General features: G+C 63.2%; 14 protein-coding genes. 10 read left to right on the forward strand and 4 right to left on the reverse strand.

Annotated features, from left to right (window positions below; genetic code table 11):
• Nucleotides 1-45: 45 nt before the first annotated feature.
• The 6 genes from C3F36_RS21815 to rnd all read left to right on the forward strand — a co-directional run bounded on the left by C3F36_RS21815 (nt 46) and on the right by rnd (nt 7,275).
• Entirely contained in the window at nt 46-1,965 is a 1,920-nt protein-coding gene (locus C3F36_RS21815) for an ATP-dependent DNA helicase (protein ID WP_104455915.1), read from the forward strand.
• A gap of 97 nt (nt 1,966-2,062) precedes the next feature.
• Nucleotides 2,063-2,764, forward strand: coding sequence for a tRNA (adenosine(37)-N6)-threonylcarbamoyltransferase complex dimerization subunit type 1 TsaB (tsaB, locus tag C3F36_RS21820; RefSeq protein ID WP_042017608.1), 702 nt, complete (start codon nt 2,063-2,065; stop codon nt 2,762-2,764).
• 50 nt (nt 2,765-2,814) lie between these two features.
• A complete protein-coding gene (locus tag C3F36_RS21825; RefSeq protein ID WP_039039136.1) occupies nt 2,815-3,330 on the forward strand; it encodes a Slp family lipoprotein in 516 nt (171 codons plus the stop codon).
• A gap of 9 nt (nt 3,331-3,339) precedes the next feature.
• Nucleotides 3,340-4,191 (forward strand): alpha/beta fold hydrolase, encoded by an 852-nt coding sequence (locus C3F36_RS21830; protein ID WP_104452918.1) that lies wholly within the window; start codon nt 3,340-3,342, stop codon nt 4,189-4,191.
• Nucleotides 4,192-4,387: 196 nt separating this feature from the next.
• Nucleotides 4,388-6,064 (forward strand): long-chain-fatty-acid--CoA ligase FadD, encoded by a 1,677-nt coding sequence (gene fadD, locus C3F36_RS21835; RefSeq protein ID WP_010674700.1) that lies wholly within the window; start codon nt 4,388-4,390, stop codon nt 6,062-6,064.
• 98 nt (nt 6,065-6,162) lie between these two features.
• Nucleotides 6,163-7,275 (forward strand): ribonuclease D, encoded by a 1,113-nt coding sequence (rnd, locus tag C3F36_RS21840; RefSeq protein ID WP_039039174.1) that lies wholly within the window; start codon nt 6,163-6,165, stop codon nt 7,273-7,275.
• Nucleotides 7,276-7,433: 158 nt separating this feature from the next.
• On the opposite strand, the gene C3F36_RS21845 is transcribed toward rnd, so the two are convergent.
• From C3F36_RS21845 to dusC, 4 genes are all read right to left on the reverse strand, one after another.
• Nucleotides 7,434-7,802 carry a TraR/DksA family transcriptional regulator gene (locus C3F36_RS21845; protein ID WP_039039175.1) on the reverse strand — a complete coding sequence of 123 codons (369 nt, stop codon included), beginning with the start codon at nt 7,800-7,802 and terminating at the stop codon, nt 7,434-7,436.
• Between the two features lie 81 nt (nt 7,803-7,883).
• A complete protein-coding gene (locus C3F36_RS21850) occupies nt 7,884-8,849 on the reverse strand; it encodes a DMT family transporter (protein WP_010674703.1) in 966 nt (321 codons plus the stop codon).
• 74 nt (nt 8,850-8,923) lie between these two features.
• Entirely contained in the window at nt 8,924-9,751 is an 828-nt protein-coding gene (locus C3F36_RS21855; protein ID WP_104455916.1) for an AraC family transcriptional regulator, read from the reverse strand.
• A gap of 56 nt (nt 9,752-9,807) precedes the next feature.
• Nucleotides 9,808-10,752 (reverse strand): tRNA dihydrouridine(16) synthase DusC, encoded by a 945-nt coding sequence (gene dusC / locus C3F36_RS21860; protein ID WP_041211404.1) that lies wholly within the window; start codon nt 10,750-10,752, stop codon nt 9,808-9,810.
• Nucleotides 10,753-10,928: 176 nt separating this feature from the next.
• Here dusC and C3F36_RS21865 point away from each other — a divergent pair, with 176 nt between their 5' ends.
• The 4 genes from C3F36_RS21865 to C3F36_RS21880 all read left to right on the forward strand — a co-directional run bounded on the left by C3F36_RS21865 (nt 10,929) and on the right by C3F36_RS21880 (nt 15,093).
• Nucleotides 10,929-11,306, forward strand: a complete 378-nt coding sequence (locus C3F36_RS21865) for a YbaN family protein (protein WP_010674706.1) — start codon at nt 10,929-10,931, stop codon at nt 11,304-11,306.
• Between the two features lie 132 nt (nt 11,307-11,438).
• On the forward strand, nt 11,439-11,984 hold the full coding sequence (gene apt / locus C3F36_RS21870) for an adenine phosphoribosyltransferase (protein ID WP_010674707.1): 546 nt from the start codon (nt 11,439-11,441) through the stop codon (nt 11,982-11,984).
• Between the two features lie 177 nt (nt 11,985-12,161).
• Nucleotides 12,162-14,639 (forward strand): DNA polymerase III subunit gamma/tau, encoded by a 2,478-nt coding sequence (gene dnaX / locus C3F36_RS21875; protein WP_104455917.1) that lies wholly within the window; start codon nt 12,162-12,164, stop codon nt 14,637-14,639.
• Between the two features lie 124 nt (nt 14,640-14,763).
• The gene (locus C3F36_RS21880) at nt 14,764-15,093 is read left to right on the forward strand and encodes a YbaB/EbfC family nucleoid-associated protein (RefSeq protein ID WP_005301028.1); all 330 of its coding nucleotides are present in this window, start codon (nt 14,764-14,766) and stop codon (nt 15,091-15,093) included.
• Nucleotides 15,094-15,117 lie beyond the last annotated feature (24 nt).

The raw sequence follows: 15,117 nt of genomic DNA on the forward strand, positions 1-15,117 counted from the left end.
GCTTTTTCCGCGCTTTTGGCATAATGCCCGCTTTTGCAGCGGGACATGCCTTTGACCATCATCCAGACCCTGTTCAAGCCAGACGGCCCCCTGGCCCGCCATATCGACGGCTTCAAGGCCCGTGCCCCGCAACTGGAGATGGCCGAGGCGGTGTCCCGTGCCATCAAGCAAGGTGGCCGCTTGCTGGTGGAGGCTGGAACGGGCACTGGCAAAACCTATGCCTATCTGGTGCCTGCACTGGAATCCGGCAAGCGAGTGGTGCTCAGCACCGGGTCCAAGAATCTGCAGGAGCAGCTCTTCTATCGGGATCTGCCCACCATCACGGGGGCGCTTCACTACACCCCGCCGGTGGCACTGCTCAAGGGGCGCAGCAATTACCTCTGCATCGAGCGGATGAACCGGCTGTTGAGTGAATCCCATCTGCAAAAGCCCGAGATCCTGAGCGATCTCGTGAAGGTCAAATCCTGGTCGACCGCCACCGACAACGGCGATGTGGGGGATATCCCGGGGCTACAGGAGAACGCCGAGATCCTTGCCCACGTCACCAGCACCAACGACAACTGCCTGGGTCGCGACTGCCCCTATTACGATGATTGTCACCTGGTCATCGCCCGGCGCCGTGCCATGGACGCCCAGGTAGTGGTGATCAACCACCACCTCTTTTTCGCCGACATGGCGGTCAAAGACACCGGCTTTGGCGAGCTGGTGCCCGAGGCGCAGGTCTATGTCTTCGACGAGGCGCACCAGCTGCCCGAGATCGCCAGCCACTACTTCGGCAAGTCCGTGGGCAGCCGCACCATCCAGGATTTGGCGCAGGATATCCAGCTCGCCTACCGGGCAGAGGCTCATGACATGGCCCAGCTTGGCAAGGCGGCGGACAGGCTCGCCATTGCCAGTCAGGATCTGCGCCTTGCCTTCGGCGTGGAGGGGGGGCGCGGCAACACCCGGGATCTGCTGAGACAATCCCTCTGGGCCCAGGCGCTGGCCCGCCTCAATGATGCCATCGGGCTCTGTTATGAAGTGCTGAAACTGGCGCTCGGGCGAGGGGAGCAGCTGGATCACTGTTTCGAGCGCATCAGCGAGCTGCGTACTCGCCTTGGGGAGGTGCTGGCGGTCAACCAGACCGGTTTCTCCTACTGGTATGACTGTTCGCGTCTGCACTTTACCCTCAATCTGACGCCGCTGTCGGTCGCCGAGCGCTTCGGTGCCGAGGTGCAGCGCCCCGAGGTGGCCTGGGTCTTCACCTCGGCCACCTTGACGGTGGACAATCGCTTCGCCCACTTCGTCGCCGAGATGGGGCTGGCCGGCAGCGCCGAACTCATTCTCGACAGTCCGTTCGATTACGCCGAGCAGGCGCGCCTGTGCGTACCCCGTTTCCTGCCAGAGCCCAATGCCTTCGGGCGCGGGGAGCAGCTGGCGACCCTGATGATCCCCCTCATCAACAAGACGCCAGGGGGGTGTTTTTTCCTCTGCACCAGCCATCAGGTGATGCGCCAGGTGGCCGAGGTGCTGCGCCGGGAAATCGGCCGTACCGTCCTGCTGCAAGGGGAAGACAACAAGCAGCGGCTGCTCAAGACCTTCGTGGAAAACGGTCGGGCCGTGCTGGTGGCCACCAGCAGTTTCTGGGAGGGGATAGACGTGCGGGGGGCGGCATTGTCCTGTGTTATCATCGACAAGCTGCCCTTTGCGAGCCCGGACGATCCCCAGCTCAAGGCACGGGTGGAGGATTGCAAGCTCAAGGGGGGGGATCCCTTTGCCGAGCTGCAGTTGCCCAAGGCGGTGATTGCCCTCAAGCAGGGGGTGGGGCGGCTCATCCGTGATCGCAGTGATCACGGTGTACTGGTTATTTGTGATCCCCGGGTGGTCAACAAGCCCTATGGCGCCACCTTCATCAAGAGCCTGCCTGCCATTCCACGGACCCGGGAGCTGGCGACCCTGGGCGAATTTTTCGGACCACGGGAGTGAGTCCGCCGCGCCGGGGCTGATTGCCCCCGGCCATGCATGACGGCAGGCCTTGGCCATGCTGACGATTTAACTGACTGATGTGAAGAGAATAAAAAGAATGGATGAGTTGAAGATCCTGGCCGTGGATACCGCCACCGAAGCCTGCTCCGCAGCCCTCTTGGTGGGCGATACCCTCTACTCCCGCTGGGAAGAGGCGCCCCGTGACCATACCCGCAAGATCCTGCCCATGGTTCAGGCTCTGTTGGATGAAGCCGGTCTATCGTTGGATGAGCTCGACGCCATCGCCTTCGGTCGTGGGCCTGGCTCCTTCACCGGGGTACGGATCGGGATCAGCGTGGCCCAGGGGCTCGCCTTTGGTGCCGGCGTGCCGATGATCGGTGTCTCCACCCTGGCGGCCATGGCCCAGGGGGCCCATAAGCTGGAAGGGGCCGAGCAGGTGCTTGCCGCCATCGATGCGCGCATGGACGAGGTCTATTTTGGCCACTACGCCCTGGTGGACGGAGTGATGACGCTGGTGGGCGAGGAGGTGGTGAGCGAGCCAGCCGCACTGGTGCAGGCCCGTGACAAGCTGACTGGCGCGGTGAGCTGCGTTGGCACCGGTTTTGAAACCTATGGCGAGACTCTGGGCGGCCTGGCAGATGTGCTGATGCCAAGCCAGGTGCGTTTCCCGGCGGCCGCCGACATGCTGCCTCTGGCACGCCAGGCCTGGTTTGCGGGTGAGGCGGTGCCGGTTGAGCAAGCCACCCCTGTCTATCTGCGTGACAAGGTGACCTGGAAGAAACTGCCGGGTCGCGAATAGGCGGCAACAGCTGCCCCGGGCTGCTTTGTCGGACGATGAAGGAGAGACGAATGAGAAAATCCGTGATCATGCTGGGATTGGTGGGGCTGCTGCTGGGCGGTTGCAGCACGGTGCCCAAAGAGCTTGCCTATGAGCCTGCGGATCAGCTGGTGGCCTATCAACCCGCTCTGCAGGGGATGGAAGGCAAGCCGGCCCGCTGGAGCGGTGTCATCTCGGCGGTCCACAACAAGGCGGATCAGAGTGTCATCGAGGTGGTCTATCTGCCCCTCAAGTCCAACGGGGTGCCGGAGCAGACCGAGCAGAGCCCCGGTCGTTTTCTCGCCATCATGCAGGGGTTTGTCGACCCGACCCTCTATGCCAAGGGTCGCAGCCTGACGGTGCTCGGCACCCTCGACAAGCCGGTGGACAGCCAGATTGGCGAGCACAAGTATCGCTTCTCGGTACTCAAGGTGACGGGGAGCAAGCTGTGGCCACCGGTGAAGGAGGTGGAGATCCGCTACATGGATCCCTACTTTTACGATCCTTTCTATGATCCCTTCTGGCCCAGACGGCCCCTGCGCCGCTGAGGAGCCCGGATGACGGCGACATTGCAGGAGCGCAGGCTGCGCCTGGCGGACGGGCGGCACATCGCCCTGCTGGACAATGGTCAGGAGGACAGACCGCTGCTGGTGGCCCTCCATGGCTGGCTCGACAACGGCGCCAGCTTTTTGCCTCTGGCCCCCTGGCTGTGGGCGTTTCATCTGGTCTGCGTCGATCTGCCGGGCCATGGTCACTCCGATCACAAGTCGACCCCCTATGTCTTCGTGGACTGGCTGGATGATCTCTACCAGATCACCCAGGCCGCGGGCTGGCAGCGTTTCATCCTGCTTGGTCACTCCCTGGGGGCGCTGATTGCCTCTGCCTATGCCGGCGTTTTTCCCGAGCAAATCGAGCGGCTCATTCTGCTGGAGGGGCTCGGCCCCTTGAGCCAGCCTGACGAGGAGGTACCGGGGCATCTGCGTCGCGCCATCCTCAACCGCACTCGTACCCGTGAGCGTGCAACCAGTGGATTTGCCACCCTCGAAGAGGCCGTGGCTGCCCGCTGCAAGGTGGCGGACATCCCCCCGAGTGCGGCACGCCTTATCTGCGAGCGGCAGCTGGAGGCGCGGGCAGGGCGCTGGTATTGGCGCAGTGATCCCCGTCTTCGCGATCTCTCGCCCCTTCGCATGAGCGAGGGGCAGGCCCAGGCCCTGATCCGGGCCATCGCCTGTCCGGTGCTCTTTATCCGGGGAGAGCAGGGCTTCCCCGGGCTCCTGGCACAGTGGCAGTTGCGGGAGGCGGCCTTTGGCCACATTGAACGGGTGACAGTGGCAGGAGGCCATCATTTTCATATGGAAAATTCATCAGAAACCGCCGTTTATATCGAAAACTTCGCTCAAATCCGGTAGGATCAGCGGCTTTGAATCATGTCAGGTTTGCTTTCTCCTTCACATTTCCCGTTGTTAATTCACTGTTAATTGATGTTGCCTTATGTAAATATGTGCGGCATTAGAGCATGAACTTAAAACAACTGATTGAAATGGATGTGACAGGGACGGAGGCAACACAGTGAGCGCACAGGTGCGAGTTATGCAGGAGAAGTTCGTGGAAAGAGTCTGGCTGAAGCGTTATCCAGAAGGGGTGCCCGCCGAGATCAATCCAGACCAATACGGCTCTCTGGTCGAGATGTTTGAAGAGTCGGTGAACCAGTTCGCCGATCAACCCGCCTTCGTCAACATGGGGCAGACCATTACCTACCGCCGGCTGGAGGAGCAGTCCCGAGCCTTCGCCGCCTACCTGCAAAACGAGCTGAAGCTCGGCAAGGGGGACAGGGTGGCCGTGATGATGCCGAACCTGCTGCAATACCCCATCGCGGTATTCGGCATCCTGCGGGCCGGCATGACGGTGGTGAACGTCAACCCCCTCTATACCCCGCGCGAGCTGGAGCATCAGTTGAAAGACTCCGGCGCCAAGGCCATCGTCATCGTCTCCAACTTTGCCCACACCCTGGAAAAAGTGGTGTATGACACTCCGGTCAAGCACGTGATCCTGACCCGGATGGGTGACAACCTGGGGCTGGCCAAGGGGACCCTGGTCAACTTCGTGGTCAAATACGTCAAGAAGCTGGTGCCCAAGTACAACCTGCCCCATGCCAGCACCATGCGCCAGGCCCTCGCCAAGGGGCGCTACCTGCAGTACATCAAACCCGAGATCAGCAACCAGGACATCGCCTTCCTGCAATACACCGGCGGGACCACCGGCCTCTCCAAGGGGGCCATGCTGACTCATCGCAACATGATCGCCAACGTTGAGCAGTGCCTCGGTGTCTATGGCCCCGTGCTGGAGCGCGGCAAGGAGTTCGTGGTCACGGCGCTGCCGCTCTATCACGTCTTCGCCCTGACGGTAAACTGCCTGCTGTTCATGCGTCTGGGGGGCTACAACCTGCTCATCAGCAACCCCCGCGACATCCCGGGTTTTGTCAAAGAGATCAAGAAGTATCCTTTCACCTGCATCACCGGGGTGAACACCCTGTTCAACGCCCTGGTCAACAACGACGAGTTCAAGGGCATGGATTTTGCCAAGCTCAAGCTCACCATCGGTGGCGGCATGGCGGTGCAACGGGCGGTGGCCGAGCAGTGGAAGGGGCTGACCGGCACCCCGCTGCTGGAGGGCTATGGCCTGACCGAGTGCTCGCCCCTGGTGAGCGTCTGCCCCTATGATCTGGTGGATTACAACGGCTCCATCGGTCTGCCGGTCTGCTCCACCGAGATCCGTCTGGTGGATGACGAGGGTAACCAGGTCACCGAACGGGGTGCCCCCGGCGAGATGCAGGTGCGCGGTCCTCAGGTGATGACCGGCTACTGGCAGCGCCCGGAGGCGACCGCCGAGGTGATGCAGGATGGCTGGCTCTGCACCGGCGACATCGCGGTATGCGACGAGCAGGGTTTCTTCAAGATCGTCGATCGCAAGAAGGACATGATCCTGGTCTCCGGCTTCAACGTCTACCCGAACGAGATAGAAGACGTGGTGGCCCTGCATCCCAAGGTGCTGGAGGTGGCCGCCGTCGGCGTACCCAATCCGGTGTCCGGCGAACAGGTGAAGATCTTCGTGGTCAAGAAAGATGCAAAGCTGGCGGAAGAGGAGATAATTGCCCACTGCCGCAAACATCTGACTGCCTATAAGGTGCCGAAACTGGTAGAATTTCGCGACGAACTTCCCAAGACCAACGTGGGCAAGATCCTGCGCCGCGTACTGCGCGACGAGGAGATTGCCAAGCAGTAACCGGCATGCACTGCTTTGCAGTCCAGCGCTGTCGTTATGCAAAACCGTGGGACATCCACGGTTTTTTCTTTCTGGATCCGACCAACGTGCAGGCAACGATGCAATATCAACTCATTTCACAGCAAGCCGAACTGGATCAGTATCTCGCTTCTCTGGCCGACGTTCCCCTGGCCATCGATACCGAATTCGTTCGCACCCGTACCTACTATCCCCAGCTCGGTCTGTTCCAGATCTACGATGGCAAGCAGCTTGCCCTGCTCGATCCCCTGACCCTGGATCTCTCCGGTTTGTGGCAGCGCCTCGGTCGGGCCGGACAGATTGCCATCCTGCACGCCTCCGGTGAGGATCTGGAGCTCATCCAACATCAGGCGGGTCACCTGCCCAACCAGATGCACGATACCCAGCTGGCGGCAGCCTTCCTGGGCCATGGCGTGTCGGTGGGGTTTGGCGCCCTGGTCAACGAATTCCTCGGGGTTGAGCTTGAGAAGGATCAGGCCCGTACCGACTGGCTGGCGCGCCCCCTTACCCCTCGTCAGCTGGAATATGCCGCGGCGGATGTCTTCTACCTCATGCCCCTCTACGAGAAGGTGATGGCCAGACTGCGCGAGAGCGGCAAGTTCCCCTGGTTCGAACAGGAGTGCCAGAACCACTCCGCCCGCAAGACCCAGGGCAGCGATCCCCGTCAGGCCTACCTAGAGATAGTCAACGCCTGGCAACTGGGTCGCCGTGAGCTGGCCATCCTGCGCGAGCTGGCCGCCTGGCGCCAGCAGGAAGCGGTACGCCGGGATCTCGCCCTCAACTTCGTGGTCAAAGAGCTGCACCTGTTCAAGGTGGCGGAGCGTCGTCCCGCTTCCCTTCGGGATCTCAACGAGCTGGGCCTCTCGCCCATCGAGATCAAGATCCACGGCAAGCGGATGCTGGACATCGTCGCCGCCGCCCAGCAGAGCGACCCTGCGAGCTGGCCCGATCCCATCCGCCGTCTGGTGGACTTCCCCCAGTACAAGGCCGAGCTCAAGCGCATCAAGGCCATGGTGGAGGAGAAGGCCAAGGCCAGCAACATTCCGCCGGAGCTGGTGGCGAGCAAGAAGATCATCCACCAGTACTTCACCTGGAGCTGGCGCATGAGTGCCGAGGAGCGGGCCAGGGCGGACAAGCCCATGCTGCTGCAAGGGTGGCGTCATGAGCTGGTAGGCCACCTGCTGGCCCAGTGACGAGTACGCAGTACGAGAAGGGGAGTCCATGACTCCCCTTTTTCATGCCTGTGCGGCCGCCCCCAGGGGTTGCCGGGATCGTCGCACCAGGGGGTTGGTCATGATGGGAAGCGAGAAGGGGTGGAGGAGGAAAATGGCGGGCACAAAGGGTGCCCCCATCAGAGTTCGTGAGCGTGGAATCCCTTGCGGTAGCGGGCCTCGCAGCGCGGGCAGCGTTGCAGGGTCGGATCCTGTTCCAGCTGTTCAGGGAGCAGCGGCTCCTCACAATCGGAGCAGAAGCCATAGAGCCCCAGATCCATCTGGCAGAGCGCCGCGTCGAGCCGCTTGAGGCGTGCCACGCTGTGTTCCACCCCGGGCAGATCGAGACGGCTGGTCAGATCAACCAGTTGATCCCGCTCGCAGCGCTCCACCTTCTGTGCCCAGTCATCTTGTCGACAGGCCTTGAGCTGACGGATCAGCTCCTCTCTTGTTTGCGCCCAGTCGGTCAGAAGGCGCTGATGCCATTCGGCCAACCGGGCTTGCGTCACTTCACACACAGCAGCCCCCAAAAACGAGTGATAAAACTCGGCCAGTATAGGGAAACCCGCGGTTTATCAAGATGACATGAATCAAGTTAACCGTGCTTTGACGGGTTTTTCCGGCAGGTGCTGCGGCTTGCCGGTGATGACGTAGAGCACTCCCGCCACCAGACAGACGACACCCACCAGGGTACTCATGGGGGGCATGATCCCGCGCAGCATAAAGGCGTAAAAGAGCCCCGCCAGAGTCTCGAACACGATGAGCGGCCCGACCAGCACGGTCGGCAGGCGCTGGCTCGCTTCGTTCCAGCACAGGGTGCCGAGCCAGGAGCAGAGGAGCCCCACTGCCCCCATCAGCAGCACGAAGCGCAGGGGCGTCGGCCCGAAGGGCAGGGGAAAGTCCGGTGCGCTCAGGGCAAGATGGCCGAGGCTGCCGAGATAGGCAATGAGCGCCACCGGCAGGGTCACCAGCCCCTGGGCGGTGGCCCAGACGGCCGGACTGCGGCCCGGGTGCTCGCGCAGCCAGCGGGCGTTGCGCAGGGGATACCAGGTCCAGCACAGCACGGCGCCCACCGCCAGGGCGAGCCCAAGCAGTTGTTCGGTGCGCGCCTCGGTGTGCCAGGTGAGCTCGGCGCTGTTGACCAGACAGAGGCCGGCCCCCATCAGCACCAGGGACGGGTAGAGCCGGGTGCGGGAGAGGCGACCGTCCCGTGCGCCATAGAGGCGGTTGGCGGCCAGGGCCGTCACCACCGGCAGGGTGCCGATAAACATGGCCGCCAGGGGCGAGCCGATGCGCAAGATGGCCCCCGACAGGCAGAAGTAGTAGAGGAGGTTCCCCACCAGAGTGAGGGCGAGGGCCTCTCGCCAGTCGCTGGCCGAGAGGGCCGCCAAGTGTTTGCGGGCCTGCCAGGCGAGCGGCAGTACGATGAGGCCGAAGGCGAGGTAGCGGCCGCTCGCGAGCAGGGCGGGGGGATAGCCGTCCACTAAGAGGGGGGCGACGAAGATGAGCCCCCACATCAGGCCGGCCAGCAGGGCAAACAGGACTCCGATCAACATGTTTCATATCCGGTAAAGAAGAAGGAGGCCAGCCTAGCAGGGGGGAAGGAGGGCGTATTGAACCAGATTGCGCTTTAGCGGCCAGCCTGCACCTGTTTCTGGTAGCGGACCGGGGTGGTGCCATAGCGGCGCAGGAAGGCACGGTTGAGGTGGGACTGATCGGCCAGACCACAGGCGGCGGCCACCTCGGCCGCGGGCAGGCCGGCAGCCAGCCACCCCTTGGCGCGCTGCAGACGGATGGCCATCAGCATCTGCTGGGGGGTGACGTGAAAGCGGGCCTTGAAGCTGCGCTGGAAGTGGTAGGGGCTGAGGTTCACCGAACCGGCCAGCTCGGCCAGGGTAATGGGGCGGGCGAAACAGGCCTGCATATAGTCGATGGCGCGGCCCAGAGGGTGGGCCGCTTCGCGCGGGGCCGCCAGGGCCCGGGCATGGGGGCGTAGGGTCTCGCACACCCTTAGCAGCAGGCCGTCGGCGGCGAGCTCGCTGTCACAGTGCCAGAGGGCATCCAGGGCCGCCTGCAGGACGGGGGCAGTGCGCGGATCGCTTCGCACGGCATCGGTGAAATACCAGTCGCGCTCGCCGCTGATGGCCTCGAGCCGATCGGCGGGCAGGTAGAGCATGCGATAGCGCCACCCTTGCTCGCAGGCTGACTCGCCCGTGTGCAGCTCATCGGGGTTCATCAGCACCAGGCTGCCGGGACCGGCCAGGAGCTGGCTGCCGCGATAGCGAAAGCGCTCGGCACCGCACTCGATGACACCGAGGCAAAACCCCTCGTGACTATGGGGATCGAAGATGTGGTGCTGGATGTGGGCGCGATAGAGCTCGGTCGCAGGCTGCCCCGGCAGGGCGCGAAAATCGGCCCTGTCGTGCTGATGGGTAAAGTTGACCGGCACTCCTTGCATCCTGACCTCCTGTCAATGAGCCTTCATCATAGGGCGCTGCGGGGTGGCGGCCAAGTCTAGGCCTGTGAGGCGCACTCGCGCTCGAGGGCGGAGCGGATCTCCTCTGCGGTCTTGATGGTGCGGATGCGGCGAAACAGCTCGTCGGCCTGGGGGTATTCCCGCACTATGTAGGAGAACCACTGCTTGATGCGGCTCGGGTAGTAGTCGGCCTTGTCGCTCGCCAGATCCTGCTCGGTGTAGGTCACCATCAATTGCAGTACCTCGGCCCAGCTCATGTGGGCACACCCCGTCTTCATCACGTTGGCCAGGTTGGGCAGGGAGATGGCGCCCCGGCCAACCATGAGGGCATCGCAACCGGACACCCGGGCACAGATCAGGGCATCGGCATGGTTCCAGATCTCGCCGTTGGCGGTGACGGGGATGGGCAGGGCGCGGCGGATGGCGTCCACGTACTCCCAGTGTGCCGGCGCCTTGTAGCCTTCGCGCTTGGTGCGGGCATGCACCGCCAGCTCGTTGGCGCCCCCCTGATAGACGGCCTGGGCGTTGTCCAGATAGAGATCCTTGTCATCGTATCCCAGGCGGATCTTGGCGCTCACCGGCAGGTGGGCAGGCACGGCCTCCCGCACCGCCTTGACGATGCGATAGACGGTCTCGGGTTCCTTGAGCAGCACGGCGCCCCCCTTGCTCTTGTTGACCGTGGGGGCAGGGCAGCCGAAGTTGAGATCGACCCCGGGAGAGCCGAGCTCGATGGCGCGCACTGCGTTTTCGGCGAGCCATTCCGGATGCTGTCCCAGCAGTTGCACCCGTACCGGGGTCCCCGCACGGGTCTTGCCATCCTGTCTGAGCTCGGGGCAGAGGCGATGGAAGACCTTGGCGGGCAGCAGTTGATCGACCACCCGGATGAATTCACTGACGCAGAGGTCGTAATCATTGACGGAGGTGAGGACCTCCCGCATCAGGTGATCCAGCACCCCCTGCATGGGGGCCAAAATAACGCGCATAGCTGCTTCCGAAGACAAGGGGAGAAAAAAGAGCGCAGATTGTAGTGGCAATGGCCGGGATTGTCAGCCGTCTGCCCACTCGATGGCCCCCATCGACGGCCGCAGACTGGGCCAGGCTGTCAGCTTCCGGGCCAACTCTGTTAGGCTAAAGGCAGAGAAACACTAGAGGAGTACCCATGAAACGCTGGTGTCTGATGGCCCTGGGCTGGCTTGCCTTCGCCACCGGGATAGTCGGGATAGTCCTGCCCCTGCTGCCGACAACCCCCTTCATGTTGCTGGCGGCGGCGCTGTTTGCGCGCTCCTCCCCCCGCTTTCATGGCTGGTTGCTGGCGCATCCCTGGTTTGGCCCCCCCATCCTCGACTGGCAGCAGTATCGCGGCATTCGCCGCCACGCCAGATGCCGCGCCATCATCTTCATCCTGATCTCGTTCTCGGTATCGCTGCTGGTGGTGCCGTTGCCCTGGGTGAGGTGGCTGCTGGTTGTCATAATGGTGATCCTGCTCACCTGGTTGATGCGTCTGCCGGTGCTGGAGCCGGTTGCAATGAAGAAGTGAAATCCCTAAGCTATCGCGGCAATAATGCTATGGAGTTGGCTCGTCATTTTTGCGTGACGGGCCTTTTTATTGCCCCCAGGCGGAGACCCCGTGCGCCGCCATGGCAGGGCTCAAAAAATAAGCGGTCAAATAATGAATCCGGAAACCCTGAAGTTTATCGAAGCGAGCATCAAGACCATTCCCGACTATCCGAAGCCGGGCATTCTGTTTCGCGACATCACCAGCCTGATCGAGAATGCCGAGGCCTTCAAGGCCACCATCGATCTGCTGGCCGATCATTACCGTGATCAAGGCATCACCAAGATTGTCGGCACCGAGGCCCGTGGCTTCATCTTCGGCGCCCCGGTTGCCTACGCCATGGGGCTGGGGTTCGTGCCGGTGCGCAAGCCGGGCAAGCTGCCCCGCGCCGTCATCGAGGAGTCCTACGCCCTGGAGTACGGCACCGACACCCTGCAACTGCACACCGATGCCATCGTGCCCGGTGACAAGGTGCTGGTGGTGGACGATCTGCTGGCCACCGGCGGCACCGTCGATGCCACCGTCAAGCTCATCCGCCGCGCCGGCGGTGAGGTAGCGGATGCCGCCTTCATCATCTCCCTGCCGTCCCTGGGCGGTGATGCCCGCCTGACCGCCGCCGGCGTCAAGGTTGTCTCTCTGGTGGAACTCGCGGGGGCGTAAATCGCCCCTTCGCGCGGCAGGCCTCGTCACCCTGCTTTCTGCCGCAAACCGGTGCCTGAACGGGCACCGGTTTGAAATTCAAGCGATCCCTCCCAAGGCGGCGCATCCCCCATACAGCCAGCCTTCCATTTGTGTTAGCATCCAGCCTCAATGCCTCGTTTCCCAGCATCGAGATCTATGAGCTATCAGGTTTTGGCGCGCAAATGGCGCCCCCATACGTTTGAACAAGTGGTCGGCCAGCAACATGTGCTGACTGCCCTGACCAATGCCCTGGATCAGGGACGGCTTCACCATGCCTACCTGCTGAGCGGGACCCGCGGGGTGGGCAAGACCACCATCGCCCGCATTCTGGCCAAGAGTCTCAACTGCGAGCAGGGGATCAGCAGCCATCCGTGCGGTGTGTGCGATACCTGCCGCGAGATCGATCAGGGCAATTTCGTCGATCTGCTGGAAATCGATGCGGCGTCCCGCACCAAGGTGGAAGACACCCGCGAACTGCTCGACAACGTGCAGTACCGTCCGGCCCGTGGTCGTTTCAAGGTGTACCTCATCGATGAAGTGCACATGCTGTCGCGCCACAGCTTCAATGCGCTGCTCAAAACCCTGGAAGAGCCGCCCCCCTATGTGAAATTCCTGCTGGCCACCACGGATCCGCAGAAGCTCCCCATCACCATCCTCTCGCGCTGCCTGCAGTTTCATCTGAAGAGTCTGGATCAGACCCAGATCGCCAGGCAGCTCGAATGGGTGCTGGATCAGGAGGGACAACCCTTCGAGCCTCGCGCCCTGCTGGCCCTGGCCAAGGCGGCTGACGGCAGCATGCGCGATGCCCTGAGCCTCACCGATCAGGCGCTGGCCCACGGCAACGGCAGCGTGCGCCTGGAGAGCGTGCTCACCATGCTGGGGACCCTCGATCATCACCACCTGCACCAGTTGCTGGAGGCAGTGCTGCGCCAGGATGCACCCGCCACCATGGCCAAGATCACCGAGATAGCGACCCTGGGCCCCGACTTTGATCAGCTCCATGCCGAGCTGGAAGCCTTGCTCCACCGGGTGGCCATGGCGCAACTGCTGCCTGCGAGCGTGCAGGAGCAGGGGGCGGATGCCGATGCCTTGCTGCAGCTTGCCGGAGCCATGAGCCCGGAAGAGGTGCAGCTCTGCTATCAAATCGTGCTGGGGGGGCGCAAGGATCTGCCCTGGGCCCCTGACGGGCGCACCGCACTGGAAATGACCTGTCTGCGGATGCTGGCCTTCTCTCCCCGGCGCGAGGTGGTCCATCCCGCCAACCTGGCGGCCCAACCTCTCATGACAGGGCACTCCGGCGTGATGGCGGCTGCGAGGGAAAGCGCGCCGCTCCTGCCGGGAAAGCCCCAGGGGGCTGAGCCGGCCCCGGCTGCCAGTGCAGCACCACAGGCTCCCGCCGCGCCAGCATCGGTCCTTGAGGCCGAGCACGTCGCCCCCTCACCCAAGGCGGAGGAGGGCGCAGTGCTGGATCCGCTCTTTGCCGAGCAGGATGAGCTGCTGCGTGAGGCCGAACGGATGGGTTACGAGGCCGTGGTGCCTGCCAGTCCGCCTGCAGAGCCTGCCTCTGGGCCGTTGGCGGCGGATGACGCCGGGCAGACGCAGCAGGTTGATGTTCAAGGGGAAGACGTCGCCATCTCTTCGACCTCCAGCATGCAGAGCCTGCTTGGCAAGCGCAATTTGCTGCGAAGCCGCCTGCGTGGCGAGCAGAGTGCAAACGCCGCGCCTGCCCGGGTCACTCCCGTCAAACCGGTGGCCGCGACCAAACCGGCCCCGATGCCTGCCGTCGCGACTTCGCCCCAGGCCGAGGTGCAACCAGCGGCGCGGCCCGAGATGCCGGGGCAGGGATCTGCCATGCAAACGGGGTATGACGACCTGCCCCCTCTGGATGCCTATGAAGAGGGGGCCAGTGACTACGAAGAGTATCTGAATCAGGGGTTTGACGAGGGGTTTGCCAGTGCCCCGTTGCCCACGCGGGCAGTGACTTCCGCCCAGCCAGCTCCCGCCACCATGGCACCTCCTTCGCAGGAGGATCTGCCGCCCTGGGATCTGGGCGCTGACGCCGGCAGCGCGGATGCGGCGGCACCTGCGATTGTCGCTATGGTGCCTGCCGCGCCTCCAGTGGTCGCCAGCGAGCCTCAGCCCGCCATTGCGTTGATGGAGACCATCGATTGGGATGCGCTGGAGAGCGACGAACAACCCGAGGAGGAGGGGGAGGTCGCCCGTCTGATCCCCTCGTCCTTGTTGGTCAATTGCGGGGACGCCTGGGCCGAGCTCATCGCCCGCACCGGGGTGGGTGGTCGGCTGCGTCAACTGGCCATCAACGCGGTGATGACCCGGGAAGGCAATCGGGTCTCCCTGCTGCTCAAACCCGAGCAGCGCCATCTGGTGAGCGACAAGGCCCGCGCCGATCTGGCCGAGCTCATCGGTCCCGAGCTGGGCGGCCCGGTTCACATCGATGTGACCCTGGGCTCGGATCCCGCGCGGGAGACGCCGCTCGAGATAGAGCATCGTCTCTATCTCGGGGTGCGTGAACAGGTGAGCCGGGATCTGGCGGCGGATCCCAACGTACAATTCTTGCAGCAGCGTTTCGGCGCCGTGCTCCATCCCGAGAGCATCGAACCACTGAGTCGCTGAATTGCGGTGAAAAAACCGTGCCGGGGTTTGTCCCCGGTTGAAAAGACTTTTGGCTGCCCCCACTTAGGGCAGATGAACCCACAGCCCGGCGCTGGATGCCGGATTTCAAGACGAGAGACGATCTATGTTTGGTAAAGGTGGAATGGGTAACCTGATGAAACAGGCCCAACAGATGCAAGAGCGCATGCAGAAGATGCAAGAGCAGCTGGCCCAGATGGAAGTGGTCGGCGAGGCGGGCGCAGGCATGGTCAAGGTGACCATGGCCGGCAGCCACAGCGTGCGTCGTATCGAGATCGATCCCAGCCTGATGGAAGATGACAAGGAGATGCTGGAAGATCTGGTCGCCGCCGCCGTCAATGACGCCGTGCGCCGCGTGGAAGAGCAGAACAAGGCCAAGATGGGCGAGCTGACCGGCGGCATGCAACTGCCCCCGGGCTTCAAGATGCCCTTCTGAGGATACTGCCCGTATCCGTTTCCC

The organism is Aeromonas sp. ASNIH2 (assembly GCF_002934795.1).
GTDB classification, from domain to species: domain Bacteria; phylum Pseudomonadota; class Gammaproteobacteria; order Enterobacterales; family Aeromonadaceae; genus Aeromonas; species Aeromonas caviae.